We start from the raw sequence: 24229 nt of genomic DNA, 5'->3' as shown, positions 1-24229 counted from the left end.
GTGTCGGTGTCGGTGTCAGATCGGCTCACGTCACGGCGATGACTCCCGCGTCCGTGCCCGCCGGCGCGTACTCCGCGAGCCGCGCCCGCAGGCTGTCCTCGCGCTGCGGCTGGTACAGGTCGTGGAAGGCGCCCATCTCGGCGCCGTCCTCGGCGCCCCGGCGGATCTCCTCCGCGCATCCGGCCGCCAACTGCCCGTACACCGGGGTGCCGTAGCGCTCGCCGCTGAACAGCGGCCGCACCCGCCACGCCTCCTCGGCGCCCACCAGATCCGGCTGGCAGCGGTGGCGGCGCGGGGTGCGCGATCCCGGCGGCACATAGCTGAACCGCAGACATCCGACACCGCGCCGGGCCACGTGCATCCGCCCGGTGAAGATGCTGTTCTCGCCGATCCGCACGGCGTGGGTGTGCACTTCGCCGATGACGGTGGTGCGGTGGGCGTGCAGTACGGCGTGGGCGTGGCGGCAGTCCGGGGCGGACAGCGCCGGGCGGTCGTGTCCGGTGGCGTCCAGGATGGAGTCGCGGATGTGGAGGGCGAGCGGATCGGTGTGCACCTCCTCGCCGATCACCTCGATGGTGCCGAGGACGCTGCGCTCGATCTGGACGCACGCGGTGGTGCGCTCCAGGACCAGGCTGGGCTCGTCGGGCGAGCGCGGCTCGCACTCCGGCTCCAGGGACCAGCCGGGGACGAGGGTGCAGTGGCGCAGCACCACGGCGCCGACCGGCCCGGTGACGTTGAGGCCGCGCCCCGCGATCAGCAGCCCGTCCAGCACGATGCGCGGCGCCTCGCCACCGGTGTTCCCGTGCTCCTCCCGCGCCCGGATGTTGAGCGCGTCGGGGCGGTTGCTGTACCAGTCCAGCAGCCGGATCACCGGCCGGGTGCCCTCGGCGGCGCGCAGTTCGAGCCGGTCGCCCGGGTCCAGGTCGAAGTCCAGCTGCTCCTGGTAGGCACCGCTGTGGGTGATCTCGATGATGCCCTCAGGGCCGCATCGCCCGCCCCGCCGGTCGTGCTGCCACTGCCGGTACGCGTCCATGATCCGCTGGTACGCGCACCCCGGTCCGACCCGGTAGACCTCCGCGGCCGGGGAGGTCTCGCGGTCGTCCCGGTCGTACTCCCCGCCGCCCATGTCGTCGGGGTAGGCGTAGTGGTAGGTGACCCACACGCCGTGGCGCGGCGCGGTGCGCGAGCCGAAGGCGATCCGGCCGAGCTCGGGGTCGATGACCACCTGGCCGCGCCCCGCGCGGTAGCGCCAGTCCGTCAGATCGGCCACCACGATGTCCGACGGCGGTACGGGCTCGTCGTGGCCGTCCCGCCAGACGGTGAAGCTCTTGCCCGGACCGTAGGAGTCGAGGAGGCGGTCGGCGAGCTGACGGCGGCGGATGTACGCGGGCACGTTGTCGATGGACGCCGGGGGTCCCCCCGCCGAAGGCAGGGGGCACGTGCTGGACGGCTCGGGTTCGGGGCGGGTCACCAGCGGGATGTCATTGCCGAGGATCGAGAAGGTGTAGAGGTTGCGGGCCCGGTCGATGCAGTACGCGGGCGCCCTGGTCACGTGGTACGGCTTCAGCCGCCACACGAACAGCCCGACCCCGGCCGGGGTGTGGCCGCCCTGTCGGCGGCGGGAGGCCGCGCGCCGGACGTCCGCCGAGCGCGCCACCGTGCCGAACGGCCCGCCCGCCAGGTCCAGCGCCGCCCCGTCCCGCAGATCGGCGAGCCGGCCCCGGGAGAGCCTGCGGAGGTCCGCCGCCGCGCCGCCCGTCCCGCCGTAGAGCTTGACCGGCTGCTGGTGCGCGGTGAGCCGGGAGAGTTCGACGGCGCGGGCGGGCCATCCGGCCACCGACGCGGAGACCTCCTCCAGCAGCGCGAGCGTGCCCTTGCGCCGTCGGTAGGCCACGGTGGCGGCCACGTCCCGGCGCGGCGCGAGCGCCTCGGCCAGCCGCGCCAGGGACGCGTCCGGCGGTCCGCCGTCGCGCAGTCCGGTGGCCAGCACCCGCTCGTAGCCGGGCAGCGGACGGTAGCCCACCAGATCGCCCAGGTACGGCAGCACCCATGCGGTGGCGGTCTCCACGAACCAGTCGTCGTAACCGCGCTCCACCCCGTCGCGTACCCGATCGACCTGCTCGGCGATCACGGCGAGCAGGGCGCGCAGGGGCTCACCCGCCTCGGCGTCCCTGAGGCGATGCCACTGCGGAAGCAGCTCGGCGAGCCCGTCCGGCTCCCTGCTCATGAGGTGACCTCCGTAAGGATCAGCGTGTCCGGGACATCGGGTGAGAACATCGCGAGCCGCGCCGGGCGGATGCCGCGGAAGACGGACACCGAGCGGCCCTTGGCGAGGCGGCGGGTGTCGGTGATGTCGGGGTTGAGGCGCAGCAGTTCGGCGAGCGGGATGCCGTGGCGTCCGGCGACGTCGGTGAGCGTCTCGCCGTCCGTGGCGGTGACCCGGTAGGTGTCCTCGGCGTACTCGGCGGGCCGGGCGGGGACCACGGGGCTGGGCTCGGTCAGCCGGGCGGCCAGGTCGGCCAGTTCCCGTGGGGTGCTGGAGGCCGGGACGCCGGTGAAGGCGTCCACGTCCGCATAGTCCACTCCGGGCACCGACTGGGCGGTGGCCAGCACCTCGGAGAGCACGGCGGGCTGGCCCAACTCGCGTCCCGGATAGCCGAGTTCGCGCAGCAGGGCCTGGCGCAGCCGGGGTTCGACCAGCTCCCAGGAGTGGTCCGGCGCCACCTTCACCCGTGCCACCAGCACCAGCAGCACCAGCTCGCGCACATCCACCCGGACCGGCAGCCGGGTGTCCCCGTAGGTGGCCAGCGAGGCGCGCAGGGCGCGCAGCACCTCCGCGTCCTCGCCGATCGGCGCGTCGTCCACCCCGGCCACGGTCACATGGAGCACCCTGCGCCGCCCGTCGAAGAGTTCGCGGGCGGCGGCCCGGCCGATGCCCGCGCGGGACCGGGCGAAGTCCTCGTAGTCCTGGAGGGAGACCAGCCGGTCGAGCGCGGAGACCGCGAGCGGGATGGTGCGGCGGGTCAGGCCCGGGCCGTCGCCGTCCGCGCCGCCGGTCGCGGGCTGCGGATTGGTGACGGCGGTGACGCCGAGGGGCCGGGTCAGGGCCTGGGTGATGCGGTCCGCGGGCACGTTGGCGGCCTCGCCGGTGCCGAAGCGGTAGCGGGCCCGTACGTTCTCGTGGCCGCCGGGCAGCCGGGCGCCGTGCACCCCGTCGCCGAAGGTCACCGTGGTCCGCCCGTCGCCGGTGGTCCCGGTGACGTAGACACGCTCGCGCGGTCCGCGTCCGGCGAGGCTGTCCACCCGGTGCCACAGCAGCCCGTCGACGCGGACCTCGAGGGCCGGGGTGGCGCCCAGGGGGTTGTCGGCGGGGAGCCAGGTCAGTGGCGACTGCCACAGGGTGAACGTCTGATGGGCCAGGGCGGGGTCGCCGCTGCCGATGGGCTCGTCACGGCTCTCGCCGTGCGTGGCGGGCACGACGTTGCCCTGGATCCGGACCGTCTCGCGGCGGTAGCGGTAGGCCAGATCGGCGGTGAGGGTGAGGGTGGTGTGCACGTGGTCACCGGGCAGATCGGGGTCGACGCGCTGGTCCACGGCGGCGATCACCGCCAGCTCCGTGCCCCGGACCCCGGTCGGGCCGCCCGGACCGGCCGGCCCCGGGATGTCGGCGCGCTCACCGGAGACGACGATCCGGCGGCCCGGCCGCAGCCCGTCGTACAGCTCGGCGAGCTCGATCTCGTTGCCGTGCACATCCTCGCCCAGCGGCTCGTCCGCCGGGCGCAGCGGCTCACCGCCCGCGTGCACGGTGGTGTCGCGGATCGCGGAGAGCAGCACATCGTGTTCGTCGAGCCACGGGTCGGCGAGGGTCAGCTGGGTGCCCCGGCCGGTGATGCCGTAGTTGGTGTACGCGGCGGTGCGCACGGCGACGACGCGGGTGGTGACGAAGGCGAGCTTCTTGTCGCCCGGGATGCCATCCGGCTCGCCGGACCCCTTGCGGGGGCGCTCGATGGCCACCCAGCTGCCGACCGTGATGGAGTTCTGCACCGAATCCAGCGGCAGCACATGGCGGTTGGCGGGCTCGGGCACGGTGGCGACGCCGATCTCGACGGCCGGGGGCTCGCTGCCGGGGGTGAACCGCAGCGTCAGTTCATAGGCGCCGTAGCTGATCTGTTTCGGGGGTTCGCCACGGCTGAGCATCCACTGCTTGGTCTCTCCGTTCTCCACGACCACATGCACCCGCCCGTCCTCGGCGGGCCGGGACACGAACAGGGTGAGCGCGGGCAGCCCGGGCAGCAGGGTGGCGGTGACACCGGGCTCCTGCGAGTCGGTGGGACGGCCCCGGAGCCAGCCCAGGTCGTGGTCCTGGCCGACGCGGGTGGACAGCTGCACCCGCCCCGGCCCGAGCTCGAACTCGGCGGTCTGCGGCAGGTTCTCGCTGCGCTGCCATGACGTCCCGGTCTCGATATGCTGGAACTCCGCCTTCACCGGCACCTTGCCCGCCGTGTCGTACACGATCCGTACGGCGGTCAGCTCACCGCCGGTCAGCGGCCAGTCGGTCTGCCGGATGACCCGGCCCCGGTCGTCCTGCACCGGCTTGAGCGGCGCCATCGCCCCGAAGGGCGCGGCCGTCACCCGCATCGCCAGCAGCTCGCGCAGGAGCGGGAGGGTCCCCGGCGGGGCGGTGGCGGCCGGGGCGGCGCGCCGCCACGCCGCGTACATCCCGCTCGCCACCCTCGGGTCGAGGGCGGGCAGCAGCCCGGCGGCCAGGTCCGAGCCCGGCCCGAAGAGCCGCCGTGGATCGTGCCCCGCCGTGGCGCGGGCACCGGACGGGGGCCGTACGACGCGGGTGCGCAGGGCGGGCAGGACGGCGCCGAGCGCCGTCACGGCGGCGGTGCCGTGGGCCCCTGTGTCGGGACTTCGGCTTCCGGTGGCGCTGTCGGCCGCGGGCCGGTCCTCGGCGAGCTGGGACCGCAGCCGCACCTCGCCGGGCCCGGTGGCGTCCAACTCCCCCGCCCGCTCGCGCAGTTCGCCGATCACCGCCTCCAGCCGCTCGAACCAGGCGGCGACCTCCTCGTACGGAGCGGCCAGCACCTGCGCCTCCGCCAGCCGGTCATGCGGTTCGGCGAGCCGCCGGGCGAGCTGCCCGGGCGTGGTGATCCCGTCCAGGTCGCCCCGCAGCGGCGCCAGGACCTGCGCGTCGAACTCCTCGATCAGGCGGCTGACGGGGCGCGGATCGGGGTGGTCCGGCGTGGGCTCGGCGTCCCCCCGGTCGTCCGGGTCCTCGTCCGCCTCCGGGTCGGTGATCCACCGTCGTACCTCGTCCACCAGCTCCTTGAGCGACGGCGGGGCGGACTGCGGCAGCCCGATCGCCGTCACGTCCTCGTCGCGGTCGACGGCCACGCGCGCCACCGGCAGCAGCAGCTTCTGGCCACCGCCCCCGGACTCGGCCGTTCCGCCGAAGACGAAGAACAGCTTGTCGCCCACGGTCAGCCCGAGCGAGGTCCCGGACACCAGCAACTCCGAGCGGCGCCGCAGGTCGTCGGAGCCGATCAGGGCGGGTCGGCGGCGGCGCACCGCCAGGTCGTTCCACGCCCAGCGGGCCGTCAGCTCCTCGCTGGTCTCGAAGGTCTGCGACTCCTCGTCGGAGGCCGCCGGGACGCTGTGGCTGATGGCCCCGCGCGGAATCGTCACCACCACGTCCTCGGCGCGCGGATCCCGGTCCAGGGTGTACGCGAGGTGGGTGTCGGCGGCCACTCCCGGCCGTGGCACATGCCCCACCAGCCGCCCCAGGAGGGCGAGCGAGCGGGGGTCGTGGGCGGTGCGCAGATAGCCCTCGTCGGCGATCCGCTCGGAGTGGAAGGTCAGCAGGTCGCTCAGGACCGCCCAGGCGTCCAGCAGCCCGATGGCCGGGTCGTCCGGGGTGCGTACGGTCAGGCCGCGCAGCGCGGGGTAGGCGGGCGAGGCGAGCCGGTCGAGCATGGCGGCCAGGAACGAGCCGTAGTCGCCGACGCGGTAGTCCAGGGCGGTGCGGCCGGGCGGGTTGTGCGGGGTGCCGGGGGCCGCGCGGCGCTCGTCGTGGCCGCCGCAACCGCAGCCACAACCGCCGGAGTTGATGTGGTCGGGGTGGTCGCTCATCGGGCCCCCTTCAGCTCGATGACCAGGCGGCCGCATTCGGGCCGGTCGGGGTCGTTGTCGCATTGGGCGATCTCCAGGGGGCCGATGCGCAGGATGCCCTCCTCCAGCGCCTCGCCGTGTGTCGTCTCGTACGAGGTGCCGTCATCGGGCTCCTTCGGCCCCTCCAGCCCCTCGTGCCACAGCCGTCGCAGCCGGGTGACCTCGACGCGTCGCACCCCCGGCACCGCCGCGGCGACGGCCACCAGACGGCTGAGCCGCACCGGTTCGCCGAAGGTCAGCGCGTCGGGGTGGAAGAAGCCGAGCCCCCCGCCGGAGGACCGGCGGCTGCCCAGCGCCCGGTACAGCTCGGCGAGGATCTGCCCGTGCTGGTGGCCGGGCGCGGCGCACACCTCGATCGCGATGTCCAGCGGCACGGCGCGGGCCGGGCCGACCACCAGGTCGTGTCCGATCCGGCGGTAGCCCTCCAGGGCGTGCGCGACCGCGTCGAGGAGGGCGGGGGGCGGTGCCCCGGTCCCGTACGCGTCGATGGCGATGTGCGCCTCCCGCACACTGCCGGTCCAGCGGATCTCCGCCGCCGCGCGCCGCACCCCGGGCAGTTCGGAGGCGAGCGCCGCGTAGTCCTCGGCGGTGATGGCCCGGTGCCGGGTGCGCTTCAGGTCGAGCGGGGCGAGCTGGCGGACCCGCTCGACCGGCTCGGGCTCGGTGCCACCCACGGCGGGCAGCGGATTGCGCACCCCGGCCACCGGCAGGGGCTGTCCGGTGTCCGCCGCTTCCGGATCCCGGCACAGCACCAGGTGGTTGATGGCCTCGGGGCCGACGTTGCCCGCCGTGCCGCCGCCGGTCCGGTAGTGGACCGCGAGGCGCGCCCCGGGCTTCGGCACGGCGCCGTACCGGCCGTCGCCGAAGCGCAGCGCGATACGGCCGTCGTCCTCCAGCTCGCCGACGAAGTGGCGGTCCCGGGGGCGGGAGGTGAGCAGATCGCGGCGCGGTGTCCAGGTCTCGTCGCCGTCCTCGATCGTCACGGCGGGGAGCGCGGCCCGTGGGTCCTGGACGAGCGCGGCGGCCGGACCGTGCAGCACCGGATCCTCGGGCCGCAGCCCGGCCGCGTACGCCCGGCCCCAGCTGTGGGCGACCTCCCAGGCGATGCGCCCGTCCAGGACGGTGCCCGCCCGGGCCCTGGCGGTCAGTGCGGCCAGGCGCCCCAGCTTGGCGTCGAGCAGCCGGTCGCAGCGGTGCAGCAGCTCGCGCAGCGCGCGGACGGGGTGGCGGGCGAGTTCGAGGCGCTCCAGGACACGCAGCCCGAACAGGACGGTCAGCTCGGCGATCTCCTCGTCCGAGAGCCCGTCGCGGTCGCGGGCGCTGCGCCACAGCTCCGTCAGCCGCTGCCGCACCCGCCCCGGGATGGCGGCCAGGTGCTCGGCCTGCCCGGCCGCGATATGGCGCGGATCGGGGAAGGGCACGGCCTGGGTGACGGGCGCCTGGTGCAGTACGGGCCGGAAGCGCGGCACGATCCCGGGGTAGAGGACTTGAGCGAGAAGCGTCCGCAACGCCTCGGCCTGCGCGTACGCGGTGCCGGGCACGACCTTCTCGCGCCGCTGCCCGGCCGACTCCAGGCCGATCCCGGCCCGGCCGGTGGCCTCCGGGCCGACGGTGGTGAACAGCTCCCGTACGTCGCCGGGGGTCAGCTGCCGCCCGTGGCGGGCCCGGTCCAGCAGGGAGTCGATGAGCCGCGCGGGCGCGTTCCCCGCCTCCTTGTCGAAGCAGCCGAAGGCGGGTGGGTCACAGGTGCCGGCGACGGCGGGGACGGGCGGCACGGTGAGGGTCTCCGGTGTGCCGCAGCAGAAGGTCAGCGAGCGGCCGTGGTCGACCAGCACCACATTGCCGCGCGCCACGCTGACGTCCTCGATGGGCGCGCAGTCCGGACCGCCCCGGGTGGCCAGGCACAGCGGGAACGCCAGCGCGTCCTCCCGCGCCCAGGTGACCTCCAGCACCGGCTGCTCGGCGAGCCGGTCGACGGCGGGGGTGACGGAGGTGAGGCGCACCGCCTGCCGGTGCGACGGGTCGGCGTCGCCGGGCGTCCCGGAGCGCGGCCCCCGCACCTCCTCGAAGAGCAGCAGATCGCCGGGGCGCAGATCGATCGTGCGGGCCCGGCACTCCTCGTCGACCCACGCGTCGCGCAGCGTCGCGGAGGTGGCGCCCACGGGCAGCGAGCACACCTCGCCGCCCCAGGTCCACAGCCGGATGCGGTGGTGTTCCGGCCGCAGGTGGAGGGGGCGATCGGTGACGACGGGCTCGAACACCTCCACCGATCCGCGCTCATCGAGCACGGCCAGCTCCCGGTCGTCCAGCACGGCCCCGACGTCCGGCCGGTCCAGCGGGCCGAGCGTACGGATGTCCACGGCGGCGAAGCGGTACTCCCCCGGGTTCAGGGTCAGCGGCTCGACCGTCTCGACGGTGACGAAGGCGCGGGCGTTGCAGCCGTCGTGCATCGGATAGTCGATGAGCCGCACGTGGCGGCGTACGGACACCCGGCGGCGGGCGGTGTCGAGATACGCCTCGGTGGCCACCGCGTCCTGCTGGTAGCTGATCTGGTCGGCGGTGTGGGCGAGCAGCTCGACCAGGGTGGTGCCGAGGTCGGCGGCGTTGCGCTCGATCCAGTCGGGGGTGGTGAGGCGGAGCCGGTCCAGGACGAGTTGGCGGAGGGTGTCGTAGTCGCGGGCGGTGTAGTCGATGACGGGGGCGGGGTGGAAGGTGGCCGGGAGGTCTGGGGTCTCGTCCCTGCAGTCGAAGGGGGTGGGGCAGTCGGGCCGAAAGCGGAACTCGGCGGAGTAGTAGCGCTGGTCGAACCCGCGGAAGGGCTCGGTGCCGGGGCGCCCGTAGGGGTCGGTTTCGACGACGGAGAGCCTGTACGGCGACGTATCCCCGGCCCGGTCCACGGTGACGTACAGCTTGTCGTCGAGCTCGGGGTCCTCCTCGCGCTCGACGGAGATCTCCATGACCTCGATGCCGGTGATCCGGCGGCCGCCGTCGACGCGTACGTTCTCCGGGCACAGGCCGTGCGGGGCCTTGCCGAGGAAGGTGACGGTGAGGGTGATGCCGTCGTCGCCGACCTCGACGGCGTCGACCCCGTTGAGGTGGGCGGCCCTGATGCGATCGCGCCGTGACGCGGTGGGGTGGCTCATGCGGAACCCCTCCCCTCGAACACCTCATCGCGCAGGCCGCCGGTGGCGCGCACCACGTACCGCAGATGGACGCGTACGACGTTCTCCTCGCTGACCACGTCCAGGGACTCCACCTCGATCAGCTCGCCGAGCCAGCGCTGCAGCGACGCCTGGACGGACAGCTCGACGGCGGAGGCCAGCTCGGGGCTGTTGGGCGTGAAGACGAGGTCGAGCAGCCCGCAGCCGAAGTCGGGCCGCATGACGCGTTCGCCGGGGCTGGTGAAGAGCAACTGCTCGATGAGATCGCGTATGTGGTCGTCGTGGTCCGCGTGCGCGGTGCGCCCGCGCCGGTCGATCCGGAACGGGAAGGCGATATCGGTCCGTACGGTGTGTGTCCTGCCGGTCCGTGTCCTGCCTGTCGGTGTCCTGCCTGTCGGTGTCCTCATCCGCACATGACTCCTTGCCGCGCGGCGGAGACGACGGGTGGCCCCTGCGGCACGAGCCCCGCGCTGAAGCACTGTGCCGAGGAGGTGTCGAGCAGGACGGGCACGCCGTCGATCAGCACCGTGTCGCGGTCCGGAGTCCACCGGACGGTGGTGCACGGCAGCGGGACACGGTCGACGGTGTGCGGGCAGCCGACGACCGTGAAGACGTCGTCGGCGGTCGGCACGGGCTGCCCGTCGAGCCGCACACCGGACGACGACGCGCCGGAGGCCGCCTGTACGCGTCCGCCGTGCGGGCAACTGATCACGGCGGTATGGCTGACGAGGTTCCCGGAATTCCCGGACACGTCGCTGGTCCCTCCCCGTTGGCTGCTGACTATCGCTTTCTTGTGGCTATCGCTTCTTGGGCACGGTCAACCGGCCCTGGTTCAGGTCGACTTGGTCTCCGACCAGGGAAACGGAGGCCCCCTGGCCGTTGTCGATGTGCACTCCGGTCGCGTCGATCCGTATGGACGCGCCGCCGGGCGCCTGGAGCAAAATGCCCTCGGCCGGAACGTCGGACATCACGATCTTGTGTTTCCCCGGAGTCTGGATCACCACCGGGTGCGCGGTCGCCGGATCGGTCCGCGCGTCCTCCGGGAGTTGCTCCCTGGCCCCGAACCAGCACCCCGTCCAGATGGGGAAGCTGGGGTCCCCCTGCTCGAACTCCACCCACACCCCGGCCCCGACGGACGGCACGACATATTGCCCGGCGGGCCGCTGCTGCTCCCCGGTGAAGGGGAAGCAGGGCATGGCCCAGGTGGACGGCTCATCGCCGAGGACATCGGGCACCTCGACGGTGATCCGGCCGATTCCGAGCGGGTCCTGGTTGTCCCGCACCCGGCCCCGGAACTTGCCGAGGAAGCGGTTGTTGGACGTGGCCGCCATGGGGGGCTCCTTGAGGGCTTAGGGCCGAACGGTGTCGCTCCGGGCGATCAGCCCTTCGCGGGTGAGCGTGAAGTTCTGCAGGAACGAGCCGGGCCGGAGGTTGTGAGTGACGGATTTGACGTAGTACTCCCCGTCGTAGGTGACCCCTGCGCCGCGGACGCCGACGAGCTGGCGCGGCTGGAGGATGTACCCGTGCCGGTTGACGTCGAGCGAGCCGGAGCCGGAGATGGCGTCGGCGGTGGTGGCGGCCCTCGCCAGGGCCTCGGCCTCGGCCTGCGCCCGGTCCTTCTTGGCGGTGCCGGAGAGCGTCTTGCGCTTGAGGGCGGGGGTGGCCCGTTTGCCGAGGGGCGGCCGGAGAGGGCTGATGTCGGGCTGGGCGAGGAGCGTGGAGGTGCGGGTGGCGGGGTCCTGCACACGGGCCTGGGGCTCCTCGCGGGCGGTCCCGTCGTAGGCGAACGTCAGCTGGTCGACGGTCGAGTTGACGTCCATGTTGACGGTGAGGGCGTGCTGGGGTGTCCCGACGCGCTTCTCGGGCCCCCAGTAGGCGGTGGAGACCTCGGGGAAGGGCCCGGGGATGAGGTAGAAGACATAGCCGTTGGCGTGGGCGAGATCGGTGACGTACTGGAGGTCGGTGCCGGTCTGGTAGTCCACGCGGCGCTGGGCGTTGGGCGGTTGGAGGATCTTCTCTTTGACGACGTCGGCCTCGATGCCGTAGTCGGTGTATTTGGTGAGGATGCGGGTGACGCGCTGCCAGGGTGAGAGGTTGGGGTAACGGTCGGTCCGCTCCTCGAGGTCCATGAGGAGGGTGAGGTCCTCGCCGGTGACGGTGAGGGTCGTCTGCCCGGGCTGATTGCTGGCCCCCACCTCGTGGCGCACGATGAGCCCGTCGAGGAGGACGATCGGCGTGCCCTTGACGGCGGCCGTGACGATGACGCGGGTGCGGGGGTCGAAGAACCCCTCGGGAAGCAGCCGATCGATGATCGCGCCCCTTTTGGTGAGGTCGAACGCCATCTGGAAGCCGCTGCGTTCGCCCGCGGTGGTGGTGATCTGCGCGGACAGCAGCGCCTGGGTGACCTCGGGGGGCACGGGGCGGGTGAGCTTGGGCCCCATCCGTAATTCGAGGTGGATGGGCCCCTGCCCGACGGGCTCATCAGCCATGGCGCCCACCGCCTCCGCCGCCTCCGCCGCCTGGGAATCCGTTGGGGATCGCGATCTCCTCGCCCGGCTCGGCGGTCAGCTCGCGAGGGTCGAGAACGGGATTGGCGTCGGCGATCCGCCACCAGGCGGCGGGGTCGCCGAAGTAGCGCTGACCGAGGTGGTCGGGGCGTTCGCCGCTGCTGACGGTGTGGGTGGCGGTGTCCTCGTCCACCTCGCTGATGGGCGGCAGCAGCCGCCGCTTGGCGTACCGCACGGGGGTCCCGTCGGGTTGGGTGTGGATGCCGATCTCGGCGTCGTGGTAGCGGCTGGAGCGAGGGTAGGGATGCGCCCCTGGAATCGCGTCGAGCGCACTCTCGTACGGCTGTGGCTCTGCCATCTGTTGTTACACCCTCCCCAGCCCGATGTCCCCGCTGTTCAACCCCAGCGCGCTGAGCGCACCGCCGCGCGCCGCCGCCGCGAGCCGTTCCTTCTGCGCGAGATGCGCGAGATAGAGCTCGGCGCCCCGGTGGCCGGCGGGCAGGTCGCTGACGGTGAGCACCTTCAGCCCGATGCTGAGGGATGCGCGGATGGGGTTGAGGTTGACGTCGAATGCCGATTCATTGATGGACAGTTCGGTGATGCGGACGGGCATGACCCGCTTACTCCCCCAGGTGAAGAGGGTCAGCGGCATCTCGATGGGGCTGATCTCGATGGTCCCCTTCTTGGACAGCCGCATCGCCTCTCGTAACTTGGCGGTGGTCGGCTGCACGAGCATTTCGAGCGTCGCGAGCTGCGGGTGTATCCCGTCGGGCGCGGCCACCTCGAACTGATCGGTCGCGTCGATCTCCGCCGTGAACTTCCACGTCTCCTGGGCGGGGCCCTTGAGGCGGAGGGCTTCATTTTTGTCCCCGCTTCCGCTGCCACCTCCGCCGCTGTCGGCTTGGTCGCCGGCGGATTGGGGAGCCAATGACCGCTCGAGCGTGTCCGGATTGAACTGCAGCACGATGATGCGCTGCGGCGTCCCCCGCTCGGGGTCGACGAGGACGATTCCGGAGCGGATGGGCTTGGGGATGTCGGGGTAGCGGGTCACAGGCGGGCCTCCAGCCGATCAGCTAAGGCGGTGTAATCCTGATCGGGAAAGAGGGCCGCGAAGGTGTTGAGCATCGAAGTGAGATTCTTGGTGACGCTGCGATACTTTCCTGCCCTCATATCCTCTTCACTGAAGAGGTATTGCCAGCCAAAAGCACCTCTCGTAAGGAGAACGTTCTCCAGATAGCAGCCGTAGTCAAGGTCCAGCCGCCCGAAGTAGGATTTCTTCATGTCATAATACCAAATTTCCCATTCTCCCTCCTGCGGAATCCGGAGTCCCGCGATGCGCCCCGACCCCGAAAAGGGCGCCTGGTCTATCAGCTTCAACTCAGCCAGAATCCTCTGCTGAGCTTCCGGCAGCCGAGAGTCCTCCATTGGAACGCCTCCCCCCGCGAGACGGCGGGGTAGATTCCCCAGACAGAACTCTCCGACAATAACGGGATCCGAGTATTGCCAACTCGCATGCAGTTCGGGAACATCGAATACATACGGCCGGATTGCTTCAGGGAGACTGATCCCGTCATTCTCCAGGAGGGCCAACCGTCCCTCCACGCCATTTCCTTGCCCTGCGGGGAAGACAGCAGATCGCCTTTCAAGGTGGACGCCGTCGACTGCCTCGAGCGAGGAAATAGAGCGTTCACAGCGATCGACGAAACCCAATGAGCCCATACTCGTTCTCTCTTTCGGTACGCTACTCGAACGTGGACCAGTCAATCTTTTCTTCACCATCCAACTTCCTTAGCTTCGCTATCACCGACTTGATCTTCGCTCGAGTATCCGCCTGCATTCTCGGCCTACTTTCTAGATAATCCTTGACATCCTCGACTTTTTCGTACTTCGGACGCTCGATGTCCACCTCAACACCGTTCAGCTTCTCCTTCCCTTTCCCGGTACTCGGATTCTTTCCGGAAATATAGCGAGCCAGTGTAAGGTTTTCTACTCCAATGGCCGCAGATATGCGGTCTTCACCAGCCCGATTGATGAACAATTTGTTGTGCTCATCCTTTGTTGGCAGCGGAATGTTGGAATCTGTCTTCGTCTTCTTGGTTCCCTTTGGGCGCCACGAGGTTGGCAGTCGACCAGGTTTGTTATCAATCTTGTCGTAGCCGCCGTACTCAGAGGTGATCGACTGCGGAAACCCTTGAGGATACCCGTCTTTCCCCGGCTTCCCCTGGTCGGGATGGAACGTGACACGCGACTTGTACCAGATAAGCTTTTCCTCCTTTGGTAAATCGTCATATGCCTTACGTTCCAGGGCTGCAGCGAATGGAATGTTCGTCACCGGCCCGCGCGCCGGCACCAGGTTGTTCCCGGAAGCCATTCCCCCAAGTGCTTCGGGCAGCAAGTGCATACGCACCCATGCCCCCTCGTCGGAGAGGCCATTGTCTTTCACGTGCTTCCAGCCCAGAGGCTGTGGGGTGGCCCCGCCCGTGGCGAGGTCCGCGTCCTCGCCTGTGTCTTTCACATGTTCGCTGAGGAATTCAGCCGTGATGCTGTTCGCTTTTCTGTCCCGGAATGCCGGCCACTTGGGATCGGGGAGCTCGTCTTTCTCTAGATCCTTAAGAAACACCTCGTCGCTGTCTCGTCGAGCTTTCATGAAGTCGCGGGAGGGGTTCAAGGTGGCAATGATGGTCACTTCCGGGTTCCCGGTGGCCCGTAGGGACGTTAGGCGGTGCCAGGCCCTCAACGCTGTCAGCATGGCGTTGAACGGAGGTAGCCACATCCGCCGTTCGACCTTCTTGGTGATCGTCGGTCGAATCCTGGCGATGATCTGATCCAGACGGTCGTCCTTGGACTCCTTCGAGTTCTCGTCCTTCTTCTGCTTGTCCTTGTCCGGCTTGGACTTGGGCCTGCCCGGGCCACTCTTGTCGGGGTGGGGCTTGCGCTTGTTGGGGCCCTTCTTGTTCGGGCGCCTGCCGGGGCCGTCCTTGTCGGGCTTGGGCTTTCGGGGGCCCGGCTTGTCGCCGTCCTTGTCCGGCTTGGGCTTCTTGCCGTCGCCTTCCTTCGGCCTGGTGGGCTTGTCGCCGTCCTTGTCGGGCTTGGGTTTCTTCGGGTCGTCCTTGTCGGGCTTGGGCTTGGTGGGGTCCTGGTCCTTGGGGTCCTTGGTTGAGGGCTTGTCGTCGGTCTTCGGGCTGTTCTCGGGCCCCTTGTCGTCCTTGGGGGTGCTCGGGGTTTTGTCGTCCTTGGGGGTGGGCTTCGTCTGCGGTTCGGGCTTGGGCTTGGTCGGGGGTTCCGGCTTGGGCTTGGGTTTGGGGGATGGGGTCGGGCGGGTGTCCGGGCGGTCTTCCTCGGGCTTGGGCTTGCCGTTTTTGTCCTTTGTCGTGGGGGCCGGGGCCTTGGTGTCCGGTTTTGGCTTCGGCCTACCGGGGGTTTCAGGCCGGGTGGGTTTGGTTTGTGGGTGCGATGGCGTTGTGGGCTTCGGCTTCGTGGTCGTTGTCGTCGTCGGACGCATTGTGGGGGCGCTTGTCCCGGGTGGGGTCGGCTCTTGCGGCTTTTCGTCGGGCTTCGGCTTGCTGCCCCGACTGTCCGCGCCCTCTCCGTCCGCGCCGCCCTTCCCTCCCGCTCCGCCCTTGCCGCCCTTGCCCCGGCCCAACTTCGCCGCGATGGCCTTGAAGCGCCGGCCCACCTTCGCGACGTACTTGCCGATCCCCGACAGCAGCGCCTGGTAGGCCAATTCGAGGAGTGCCACGATGCCCGCCGCGACGGCCTTCGCGAAGAGGAGGCCCGCGCCGCCCATGCGGACGAGCTTCAGCCAGTCGAGGACCGCGCCCACCGCGCGCAGGATCGCGCCGAGCGCGCCGATGGCCGTGCGGATGGCGTCGATGACGGCCATCACCCAGCCCGCTCCCGGGATCAGCTTGGCGATGACCTTCGTGATGACGATCTCGCCGATGATGAAGGGGAGTTGGGGGACGATCGCGTCCCATGTCTCCTTGACGATCTGCTCCAGCGTGAAGCCGCCCTTGAGCAGCCTGTCCAGGATGGCCTTGGGGACGCCGATGATCTCTTGGATCTTGGACTGGAACCATTCCTTGACGGCCGACTTGACCTCGCGGAACAGGTGGTTCTTCGCGCCGTCCACCGCCGAGTTCTTCGCCCCGCTCAGCCAGCCGCCCGGGTCGGAGAGGAAGTCGACCGCGATGAGCATGAAGTCGCCGAGCGCACCCAAGAGCTTGGAGGCGAAGTCCAGGACCGCCTTGACCGCGTCCACGACGGCCTTGACGACGTCCAGCAGCATCTTCTTCAGGACGTCCAGGATGCTGCTCAGCAGCTTGCCGAGGGCGTTCAGCAGGTCGGTGATGGCCTGCTTGAGCATGGTGGCGAGCTTGTTGACGAGGGCGATCGCCGCCTCGATGAGCCCCGTGATGAAGTTCCGGATGCGCTTGGCCAGGTCGATGACGGCCCGCACCATCGTCTTGGCGAACTCGATCAGGTCGTTGATGAAGTTCTTGATCGCGTCAACGATGGCCTTGCGAGCGTCGTTGATCCAGCGTTCGACGGTCTCCTTGAAGTTCTTGATGAAACCGACGACCGCGTCCCGCGCCTCCCGGATGACGCGGACGATCGCGTTCTTGATCTCGATGACTTTGTCTTTGATCCAGTCGAAAGCCTTGCTGACCCAGTTGCCCGACTCGTTGACACTCGCGTCGCGCTTCTTCTCGGCATCCCGCTCGGCTTGGTCGCTCTTGTCCTGGATCTTCTTGTCGCTGTCGTCCTTCTCCTTGTCGACGTCCTTGTCGGTCTTCTCTTCCTTCTCCTTGACGTCCTTGCGGATCTTCTCGTGGCGCTCGGTCTTCTTGTCGCCGAGCGACTGGAGCTCCTTGTCCTGCTCCGCGCGCCAGTCCGCACGCTTGGCGGTGACCTCCGTCATCGCCTTCTGACGCTCGCTCGCTTGACTCTTGGTGTTGGTCGCGATCTCCGCGTTGACCTGCTGCTTGTGCTGCTGCTGACCGTTCCTGAAGTCGCGGTCCTTGGTCTGCCGCCCCTCGGACATGCTCTTCTGGCCGTCGGTGAACGCCGCCTGGAACTGCGGTCCGCGTTCGTGCTCGGCCACCTCCGACGCGGCCTCGGGAGGCACGGCACCCGTCGCCGCGCCGCCCCCGGGCGCACCGCCGCCTCCGCCGCCCTGCTGGCCGGGGACCTTCGCCTCCATCTGCTCCTTGGGAGCGTTGGGATAGACCTGGTCCTCGCCCATCCCCCGGCCCGCGTCATCGCGGCCCGTCGCGACGGTCTCCTGACCCTTGGTGTCGACGGCCGAGCCCTGCTCACCGGCCGTCTGGTCGGCGGCGCCCCGCATCTGTACGCCCGGTGCGTTACCCGCCTGGGCCTGCTTGAGCGCCTCGTCCTTGGTCGGCAGCCCGGCGAACTTGGCGGCCAACTCCTGTGCGTCCACCTTGAAACCGGCCCAGCTCAGGAGCTTGCCGACGCCGAAGCCCAGGGCCATCTTGAAGGTGTCCCAGCCGCCGGGCTCCTCGGCCTTCTCCGCCTCGATCTGGCCCTCGGGTTCCTTGGCGCCCGTGACCTTGGCGTCTTCCTTCTCCGGGACCTGGGACTTCTGGGCCGGATCCTGCGAGTACTGGGCCGGGGCGTCGGTCTTCGGCTTGCCCTGGAGGGTCTGCGGGGCGCCCGCCGGGCGCTGCATCGAGGGCGGGGCGGCGGCGAGCGCCTTGTGTTCATCGCCGACGGTGCGGTTGACCGAGCCGCTCACACCGGTCATGGCCTGCAGCGCCACATGGGGCTTGAGCTTCGAGGCGGTGGACAGGCCCGCTTCCGGGCTCACTTGGGAGAGGTTCGGGGCCGGTCCGGAGTCCTTCTTCTTGCCCTTGGCCGGGGCGGATGCCTTGCCGCCACCGCCGCCCCCGCCACCGCCGCCGCCTGGTGTCTTGGCGGACGGTGCCGACTTCGGCGCTGCGGCCTTCGCGCCTGGTGCGGCCTTGGGCGCGGGTGTCTCCTTCGGCGGCGCGGCCGCAGGCGCAGGAGTCCGCTCGGGCTCGGCGGACTTCTTCGGTTCCGGTGCGGGCGGCGCCGACTCCGCCGCCGGGGTCTCCGTACGTTCCGCCGGCGCGCCCTGCCCGCCCTGCCCGCTCTGCGCACCGCTGCTCGCCCCGCCGGGCGTATCCGCGTTGGACCCGCCCGTGACCTGGGTGTCCCGCGCGGGTGAGGGGGACTGGGCGTCCGCGGTGGGCTCGCTCTTGGCCGCCGGCGCCGTGTCCGCCTTCTTCTGTTCCTCCTTGGCCGCGGGCTCCTGCGCCGCCTGACCGCCCACCGCCTGCGGGGACGCCTTCTCCTGCGCACCGCCGGACGCGTCGCCCGCCGCGGAAGTGCCCTTCTCCTCCTTCGCGGCCCGTTCGGTGGCTTGGCTGCCGTCCTCCGACCTGCCCGCGGCCTCCTGCACCGTCGTCTGGGCGACGACGGGCCCGTCCTTGGGGTCGGCGCCACTCTTCGGGTCGCGGGTCACGGCCGGTCCCGGTCGGCTCTCGGCGGCCTGCTCCACGGCGAGCCCGCCGAGCCCGCCGCCTGCGGCCGCCGCGCCGTCGTCCGCCTCCGCCGACGGCTCGGCGTCGGCGGCCGAGTCCTCGGCGTCCTCCTCGGGTTCGGCGTCCTCCGCCTCGTCCTCGGCGTCCTCCGCGTCCCGCTCGGCCTGCACCTTGTCGGCCTTGGTCAGCGGAGGGGCGGGGAAGGACGGGACGGGAGGGGTGGCGGACGAGGCGGGGTCGAGCGTGTCCGCGGTCGGTACGCCGGACACGTCGAGGTCCTGCTCGGGCAGGAAGTCCTCCGGCTGGAGCTTGATGTCCCAGGCGCTCTTCTCCGCGCCCCCGACCTCGACCTCCGACTCACTGCCGGAGCCGAACGGATCCTCCTCGACCCGCTCCTCCGGGCCGTCCAGATCCTGGGCGCGTACGCCGTCGAGCGTGGAGAACGCGCCAGGCGACTGGGTGTCCTTGCCGGCCGCCATCGGCGAACCGGTGGGCTTGTCCGCGCCCCGCTTGTCCTGCTGCTTCAGCTGCTGACCCGCTACGAGCGAATCGACCGCGCCCGGGCGGTTCTTGGCCGCCGACTCCTCCTTGCTCGGCGTCGCGACGCCCTGCTGCTCCTGCCCTTCCTTCCCCTCCCCCTCCTTGCCGTCCTTTCCTTCCTTGGCTTCCTTTCCTTCCCTGGCCTTCTCGGAGCCCTCGGCCTTCTTCTCGCCACCCTGCTGCCCGCCCCCGGACGGCTGTTGAGACTGGGGTTGGGGCCGAGGGGCAGCCGCCGAGGCCGAACCGCCGGACTTCCCACCCGACGCGGGGCTCCCACCCTCGCGCCCCCCGTTGGCGCCCGGCCGCTGCTCCTGGCTCCCGCCCTGGCCCTCCTTCTCCGGCGCACCCCCGCCGTTCTGCGGCGTACTGCCCGGCGCGCCCTCCCCCGCGGGCTGGTCCCTCTCCGGACCCGGCGCGGGTGCCGGCCGCCGTTCCTCCTCGCGGCGCTCCTCCGCCCTCCGCCGCTGCGTCTCGCGTTCGAACAGCAACTCCTCGACCGGATCGGGCTCGACGTCCGGGGCGTCCAGGGACTCCCGCTCCAGGTTGTCGTCGGCCTCGATCTCGTCGACGAAGTCGAGCACCCGCTCGTGCTCCGAGCTGAGGAGCCTGGTCTCGAGGCGGTCGAGGACGGCGTCCTGCACCTCGTCCGGCATCCGCGCCAGTTGCATACGGGTGCGCCTGGAGCGGTCCTCGGGGTCGCCGCGCAGGGAGCGGACGACGCTGTTGGCGAGGCGGTCGACCAGGGTCGCCGGGTCGAGCTTCTCCATGCGGTTGCGGTCGGCGTCGACCGTGGCGTAGCGGAGCCAGCCCGGGGTCGCGGACTGCGGCGGTTCCACGCGCGTTTCCGGTTGGCCGCCGCGTACGAGTTCCTGTGCCGTGTCCTCCGCCTCGCGTTCGACGGCCTGCTGCGGCAGGCTCACCGCGCCCAGGTCGCGGCCCGCGCGGAGGGTGCCGAGGCCGTGGGGGTTCTGGACGGTGTGGAGCAGTTCGTGGGCGAGGAGGCGTTGGCCCTCCGTCGTGCCGGGGCGGTAGGTGTTCTCGCGGAAGAAGATGTCCTGGCCGACCGCCACCGCGTCCGCGCCCAGCAGTTCGGTGAGGTGGCCCGCGTCGCGGTCGGTGTGCAGGCGGACCTGGCCGAGGTCGTGGCCGAGCTGCTCTTCGAGGTCGCGCCGCACGCTCGGGTCGAGGGGCTGTCCGGCACCGCTGACGATGTCCTTGGGCTCGGGCGTACGGACCTTCCCGGTCCGCTCCTTGCGCTTGCGGCGCTTGGCGGACTGGGACCCGCGGTCGTCCTGGGTGGTGGACGGTGCGTTGCTCATGTCCCCTCCCGCCCCCTTCCGGACAGGCCCGCGTGCACGGCCCGGGCCAGGGCCTCGCCCAGCCGGGCCGGGGAGGTGGTGGCGGGGAGCGGGGGCAGATCGGACAGGATGTCGAGGGAGCGGTCGGCTCCGGCCGTCACCAGCGGGACGCCGCGTTCCGCTATGAGTCGGGTCAGCTCCGTTTGGAATGCCACCCCGACCCGGTCCGGGTCGATCCGGGCGTCGAAGCCCGACAACGCCAGCTCGCCGATGTCCACACGGACCATGCGCGGCTCCTCGTTCAGACCCATCCGGCGACCTCCGAGGGCGTGAGCGAACGGTCCAGCTTCTGGTACTCGGTGCGCGCCGCCGCCAGCATGTGGCGCATCTGGAGGCGGTCGCCCTCCTCGGCGGCGAGGAAGGCGCCGGAGAGCGCGATGTTGCGGATCGAGCCGCCGGCCACGGTGAGTTGGGCCAGGCGTTCGGGGTCGATGTCCTTCATCGGCGCCCGGGCGGGAAGCACCCGGCGCCAGATCTCGGCGCGCTCGCTCTCGCCGGGGAAGGGGAAGTCCACGACGAAGCGGATCCGGCGCATGAAGGCCGGGTCGAGGGCCTTCTTCATGTTGGTGGTGAGGATGGCCAGGCCCCGGTACGCCTCCATGCGCATCAGCAGATAGCTGACCTCCAGGTTGGCGTACCGGTCGTGGCTGTCCTTGACCTCGCTGCGCTTGCCGAACAGCGCGTCCGCCTCGTCGAAGAGGAGCAGCGCGCCACCGCGCTCGGCGGCGTCGAAGACCTTGCGCAGGTTCTTCTCGGTCTCGCCGATGTATTTGCTGACCACCTGGGAGAGGTCGATGATGAAGAGGTCCAGGCCCAGCTCCTTGGCCATCACCTCGGCGGCGAGGGTCTTGCCGGTGCCGGAGCCGCCCGCGAAGAGGGCGGTGACGCCCAGGCCGCGGCGGAGTGTCGCGGCGAAGCCCCACTCCTGGTGGACGGTGGCGCGCTGCCGTACGTGGGCGACGATCTCGCGCAGGATCCGCGCCTGGTGGTCGGCGAGCACCAGGTCGTCCCAGGCGGCCTCGGGTTCGATCCGCCGGCCCAGCTCGTCCAGGCCGATGCGCGCCTCGATGAGCCCGGCGCGCCAGGCGAGTTGGGTGGGGTCGAGTGCGTCCGTGTGCATGCCCGTGTCCGCGTCCGTGTCCGATTCGGGGAGGTCGCGGCGTACGGCGGCGGCCGCGGAGCGGATGATGTGCGGCGGCAGCTGGAACTGGGCCACCAGCGACCGCAGATGGGCCTCCTCGATCCGCGGGATGTCGGCGAAGGCGTCCGCCCAGAGGGCGAGTTGTTCGCCGTCGTCCAGCCCGGGCACGGTGACCCGCTCGCCGCGCGGGCGGCCGGTCCGGCGCGGGTCCTCGCTGGAGACGACGAGGGGCACGGCGGCGCCCTCGATGAACGCGTCGGTGGCGGCGGTCTGCTCCCGGTCGATCTCACCGACCTCCAGCAGGAGCGCCGCGGGCAGCAGCACCGCCTCGCGCTGCCAGAGGCGGGCCAGGCGATCGCGTTCGGCCGCGTCGGTGGGGACGTCGTCCGAGGCCATGACGTACAGCGCGAGTCCGGTGCGGCGGGCGGCCGCGGCGGCGATGTCCGTACGGGTGGTCAGGTCGCCGCCGACGAGTTCCACGCGCAGCGGGGCCTCCGGGCGGGTCTCGTTCCAGCCCGCGGCCACCTGGTCCGCCGCCCGGTCGTACGAGGGGGGCAGGGTCCGCGGGGGCCGCGCACGGCGCAGCAGCCCGTGCAGCCGGGCGTCGAGGTAGGGCGATCCGGCCAGGAAGTGCAGGATGCGCTCGTCGATCCGGAGGCGGGAGGTGGTCAGCCGGGTCTCGTCGTCGAGCTCGATGAGCCGCCAGCGGCGGAGCGGGGACACGGGGGTGAGCGCGCTCCAGTGCGGCTCGTCGAGCGCGGCGAGGGCGAGCGAGAAGGTCGGGTACGCACGGGTCGGATCGCCGCTGGCGGCGGCGCACCGCGCGGCGGCGGTGGGGTCCAGCTCGGCGGCCGCCGCCAGCAGGACGAGCTGGCGCTCGAACGTGCTGAGCCCGAAACAGGAGGCGAGAGCGTCGAGCGTGGCGGGGCCGGGGATCGCCTTCGGGGTGGGGTGGGGGCGTGCGGTGGTGTGGCGCTGCTCGCGGTCTTCGGTGCGGGGCAGTGGAGCGGGGGTGGCGTCCGAGGTCGCGGGCTCGGGCTCGGCCGACGGGTCCGGTGTGGGGCCGGCCACGGTCGTCGTTGGAGATGTGGGTCCTTGGGACGTGTGGCGGTCGTGGCCTTGGCCGTCGTCGGCCGGAGCGATGGACTCGTCAGTGGTGACGGCGCCGGGCGCGGCAGCACCGGAGGCGGGGCCGGGGCGAACGGCGCTGGGACCAACGGCGCCTGTGCGGGCGGCGTCAGAGCCCGTGGCATCGGGGCGTACGGCGCCGGGCCCAGTGGCATCGTGGCGGGGGTCGCCGGGCCGGGAGGTGCTGGGGCGGGAGCCGTTGGTGGTGGCGCGGCGGGCGTGGGCGTCGACGCGGGCCAGTACGGCCTGGACGGCGGCGGCCAGGGCCTGTCCGTCCTCGGCCGCGAGGGACTCGGCCGCGAAGGGAGCGGCGCCCGCGCTGGAGTCTGCGCCCGCGCCCGCGCTGGAGTCTGCGCCCGCGACGAAGTCGCCACCCGGAGCGGCGTCCCCGCCCACACTGGCGTCCGAGCCCGGGATGGGGCCCCCGGCCACGTCCGCGCCCGCTCCCCCGCTGGTCCCGGCGGCCGTCGATGCGCGGCCCTCCCGTGTGCCCATGCGGTCGTCCGCCCCCTTCTCCCCCACCGTGTGCCTCAGCTCTCCGCGTCCCCGGAGCGGCCGCCGCGGCGCCGGGGTGTGGACTTGCGGGTACGGGTGGGTGAGGTTGCGGACTTGGCGGCAGCGGACTTTGTGGTCTTGGTCGCGGCCGACTTGGTGGCGGCCGCTTTGGCGGTTTTGGCCGCGGCCGTCTTCGCGGCGGCGGGGCGCTTCTTGGCGGGCTGGGCGGGCGTCGGAGTCTCGGCCTCCGTCGACGCCTCCCCCGCCGCCTTCCCCTCCCCCTCCGCCTCAGCCTCGGCGGGTTCCCCGGGCCGTTCCCGCTCCGCCCCCGGCAGGGTGGGGGGCTCCGGCGCTCCCGGGGCGCCGAACGGCAGTACCCGCACCGTGGGCCGTTCCACCGGCTTCGCCGGGACCGGGCGTTCGCGCCCCTCGATCAGGACCAACGAGCCCTGGTAGCAGACCGACAGCACATACGGGGTCTGGTAGAGCATCCCCCAGAGCTTCGAGGTCTCGTCCACGTCCATCTGCGTCGGGGTGAAGCGGACCCGCTGCACCGCCTCGACCAGGTCGCTGCCGGTCAGGTACGAGCGCCGGGCGGCCTCCTCGATCACGTCCTTCGGCAGCATCGGTATCTCGTGCAGGATGCGCACCACGGTGCCGATCAGGCGCTGCCCGACCAGTTCGGACTCCTCGCCGTACGCGCTGATCAGGTAGTGCAGGTCCATCGCCGCGGCCGGTCGCTTGAGCAGGGTGCCGTCCGAGGCGCGGGTGGGCAGGTCGGTGGCGCGCATCGAGGCGTTCGGGGTGACCTGGTAGAGGAAGATGTTGATGGTCGGTTCGGTGGGCGGCTCGGCCGGGGGCCTACGGGTGTCCACCGTGACCGCGATGTCGATCTCGGGCCGCAGGTTGTTCGCGATCAGCAGCGCGAGGGCCTGGGTGACGGTCGCGAAGGCGAGTCCGTTGCTCATGGTGTCAGTCCCTCCTCTCGCCGCGTGCCAGGTAGTCCTCCAGGCTCAGCGCGGGCGCGCGCCGTCCCGTCGTTCCGGCGCGGGCGCCCGTAGTGCGGTCGGCGCCGGGCGGGGCGGCGGCGGTGACCTCCAGCCGCCCGATCTGGACGTGCACCGTGCGCTGGGCGGACCGGGCGCGGCGCCGCCCGGCGGGGACCCGCGCGGCCTCGCGGCCCAGGGCGGGGTCGGTC

Annotated in this window: 14 protein-coding genes and 1 pseudogene; all 15 read right to left on the bottom strand. The window is 71.5% G+C overall.

The features are described from left to right. Positions 1–25: 25 nt before the first annotated feature. Positions 26–2227, bottom strand: a complete 2202-nt coding sequence (locus IEJ02_RS07840) for a hypothetical protein (RefSeq protein ID WP_191064064.1) — start codon at positions 2225–2227, stop codon at positions 26–28. Next, positions 2224–6135 (bottom strand): putative baseplate assembly protein, encoded by a 3912-nt coding sequence (locus IEJ02_RS07835; protein WP_191064063.1) that lies wholly within the window; start codon positions 6133–6135, stop codon positions 2224–2226. Before IEJ02_RS07835 ends, IEJ02_RS07840 begins: the two co-directional genes overlap by 4 nt. Then, a complete protein-coding gene (locus IEJ02_RS07830; protein WP_191064062.1) occupies positions 6132–9317 on the bottom strand; it encodes a putative baseplate assembly protein in 3186 nt (1061 codons plus the stop codon). Before IEJ02_RS07830 ends, IEJ02_RS07835 begins: the two co-directional genes overlap by 4 nt. Next, positions 9314–9742, bottom strand: coding sequence for a GPW/gp25 family protein (locus tag IEJ02_RS07825; RefSeq protein WP_223863567.1), 429 nt, complete (start codon positions 9740–9742; stop codon positions 9314–9316). Before IEJ02_RS07825 ends, IEJ02_RS07830 begins: the two co-directional genes overlap by 4 nt. Beyond that, a complete protein-coding gene (locus IEJ02_RS07820; RefSeq protein ID WP_037947567.1) occupies positions 9739–10086 on the bottom strand; it encodes a hypothetical protein in 348 nt (115 codons plus the stop codon). The genes IEJ02_RS07825 and IEJ02_RS07820 overlap by 4 nt, the downstream gene beginning before the upstream one ends. Before the next feature lie 46 nt (positions 10087–10132). Beyond that, positions 10133–10666, bottom strand: a complete 534-nt coding sequence (locus IEJ02_RS07815; RefSeq protein WP_191064061.1) for a phage baseplate assembly protein V — start codon at positions 10664–10666, stop codon at positions 10133–10135. An 18-nt stretch (positions 10667–10684) separates the two neighbouring features. Beyond that, a complete protein-coding gene (locus IEJ02_RS07810; protein ID WP_191064060.1) occupies positions 10685–11824 on the bottom strand; it encodes a hypothetical protein in 1140 nt (379 codons plus the stop codon). Beyond that, positions 11817–12200 carry a LysM peptidoglycan-binding domain-containing protein gene (locus tag IEJ02_RS07805; RefSeq protein WP_191064059.1) on the bottom strand — a complete coding sequence of 128 codons (384 nt, stop codon included), beginning with the start codon at positions 12198–12200 and terminating at the stop codon, positions 11817–11819. Before IEJ02_RS07805 ends, IEJ02_RS07810 begins: the two co-directional genes overlap by 8 nt. A 6-nt stretch (positions 12201–12206) precedes the next feature. Beyond that, entirely contained in the window at positions 12207–12893 is a 687-nt protein-coding gene (locus IEJ02_RS07800; protein WP_125755359.1) for a hypothetical protein, read from the bottom strand. Continuing rightward, positions 12890–13621, bottom strand: a complete 732-nt coding sequence (locus IEJ02_RS07795; protein WP_191064058.1) for a hypothetical protein — start codon at positions 13619–13621, stop codon at positions 12890–12892. The genes IEJ02_RS07800 and IEJ02_RS07795 overlap by 4 nt, the downstream gene beginning before the upstream one ends. Then, positions 13584–20228: an eCIS core domain-containing protein gene (locus tag IEJ02_RS07790; protein ID WP_223863566.1), complete on the bottom strand. Its 6645-nt coding sequence runs from the start codon at positions 20226–20228 to the stop codon at positions 13584–13586. Before IEJ02_RS07790 ends, IEJ02_RS07795 begins: the two co-directional genes overlap by 38 nt. Continuing rightward, entirely contained in the window at positions 20225–20494 is a 270-nt protein-coding gene (locus tag IEJ02_RS07785; protein WP_223863565.1) for a hypothetical protein, read from the bottom strand. Before IEJ02_RS07785 ends, IEJ02_RS07790 begins: the two co-directional genes overlap by 4 nt. A 14-nt stretch (positions 20495–20508) precedes the next feature. Further along, positions 20509–22800: an ATP-binding protein gene (locus IEJ02_RS07780; protein ID WP_223863588.1), complete on the bottom strand. Its 2292-nt coding sequence runs from the start codon at positions 22798–22800 to the stop codon at positions 20509–20511. 266 nt (positions 22801–23066) lie between these two features. After that, positions 23067–23999, bottom strand: a complete 933-nt coding sequence (locus tag IEJ02_RS07775) for a Pvc16 family protein (RefSeq protein ID WP_191064056.1) — start codon at positions 23997–23999, stop codon at positions 23067–23069. A 4-nt stretch (positions 24000–24003) separates the two neighbouring features. Beyond that, positions 24004–24229: pseudogene (locus tag IEJ02_RS07770) on the bottom strand (hypothetical protein); the annotation flags it as partial.

Origin of the sequence: Streptomyces sp. 5-10, assembly GCF_014712245.1 — a bacterium.
In the GTDB taxonomy this organism is placed as follows: Bacteria; Actinomycetota; Actinomycetes; order Streptomycetales; family Streptomycetaceae; genus Streptomyces; species Streptomyces violaceusniger.
The sequence above is the reverse complement of the archived record's forward strand: the minus strand, read 5'-3'. Positions and strand labels throughout refer to the sequence as shown.

What these genes read in the sequence shown, in the direction of transcription:
- IEJ02_RS07810 (WP_191064060.1), bottom strand. Translation starts at nt 11,824, where the DNA reads ATGGCTGATGAGCCCGTCGGGCAGGGGCCCATCCACCTCGAATTACGG.
- IEJ02_RS07825 (WP_223863567.1), bottom strand. Translation starts at nt 9,742, where the DNA reads ATGAGGACACCGACAGGCAGGACACCGACAGGCAGGACACGGACCGGC.
- IEJ02_RS07835 (WP_191064063.1), bottom strand. Translation starts at nt 6,135, where the DNA reads ATGAGCGACCACCCCGACCACATCAACTCCGGCGGTTGTGGCTGCGGT.
- IEJ02_RS07790 (WP_223863566.1), bottom strand. Translation starts at nt 20,228, where the DNA reads ATGAGCAACGCACCGTCCACCACCCAGGACGACCGCGGGTCCCAGTCC.
- IEJ02_RS07840 (WP_191064064.1), bottom strand. Translation starts at nt 2,227, where the DNA reads ATGAGCAGGGAGCCGGACGGGCTCGCCGAGCTGCTTCCGCAGTGGCAT.
- IEJ02_RS07815 (WP_191064061.1), bottom strand. Translation starts at nt 10,666, where the DNA reads ATGGCGGCCACGTCCAACAACCGCTTCCTCGGCAAGTTCCGGGGCCGG.
- IEJ02_RS07775 (WP_191064056.1), bottom strand. Translation starts at nt 23,999, where the DNA reads ATGAGCAACGGACTCGCCTTCGCGACCGTCACCCAGGCCCTCGCGCTG.
- IEJ02_RS07805 (WP_191064059.1), bottom strand. Translation starts at nt 12,200, where the DNA reads ATGGCAGAGCCACAGCCGTACGAGAGTGCGCTCGACGCGATTCCAGGG.
- IEJ02_RS07830 (WP_191064062.1), bottom strand. Translation starts at nt 9,317, where the DNA reads ATGAGCCACCCCACCGCGTCACGGCGCGATCGCATCAGGGCCGCCCAC.
- IEJ02_RS07785 (WP_223863565.1), bottom strand. Translation starts at nt 20,494, where the DNA reads ATGGTCCGTGTGGACATCGGCGAGCTGGCGTTGTCGGGCTTCGACGCC.
- IEJ02_RS07795 (WP_191064058.1), bottom strand. Translation starts at nt 13,621, where the DNA reads ATGGTGAAGAAAAGATTGACTGGTCCACGTTCGAGTAGCGTACCGAAA.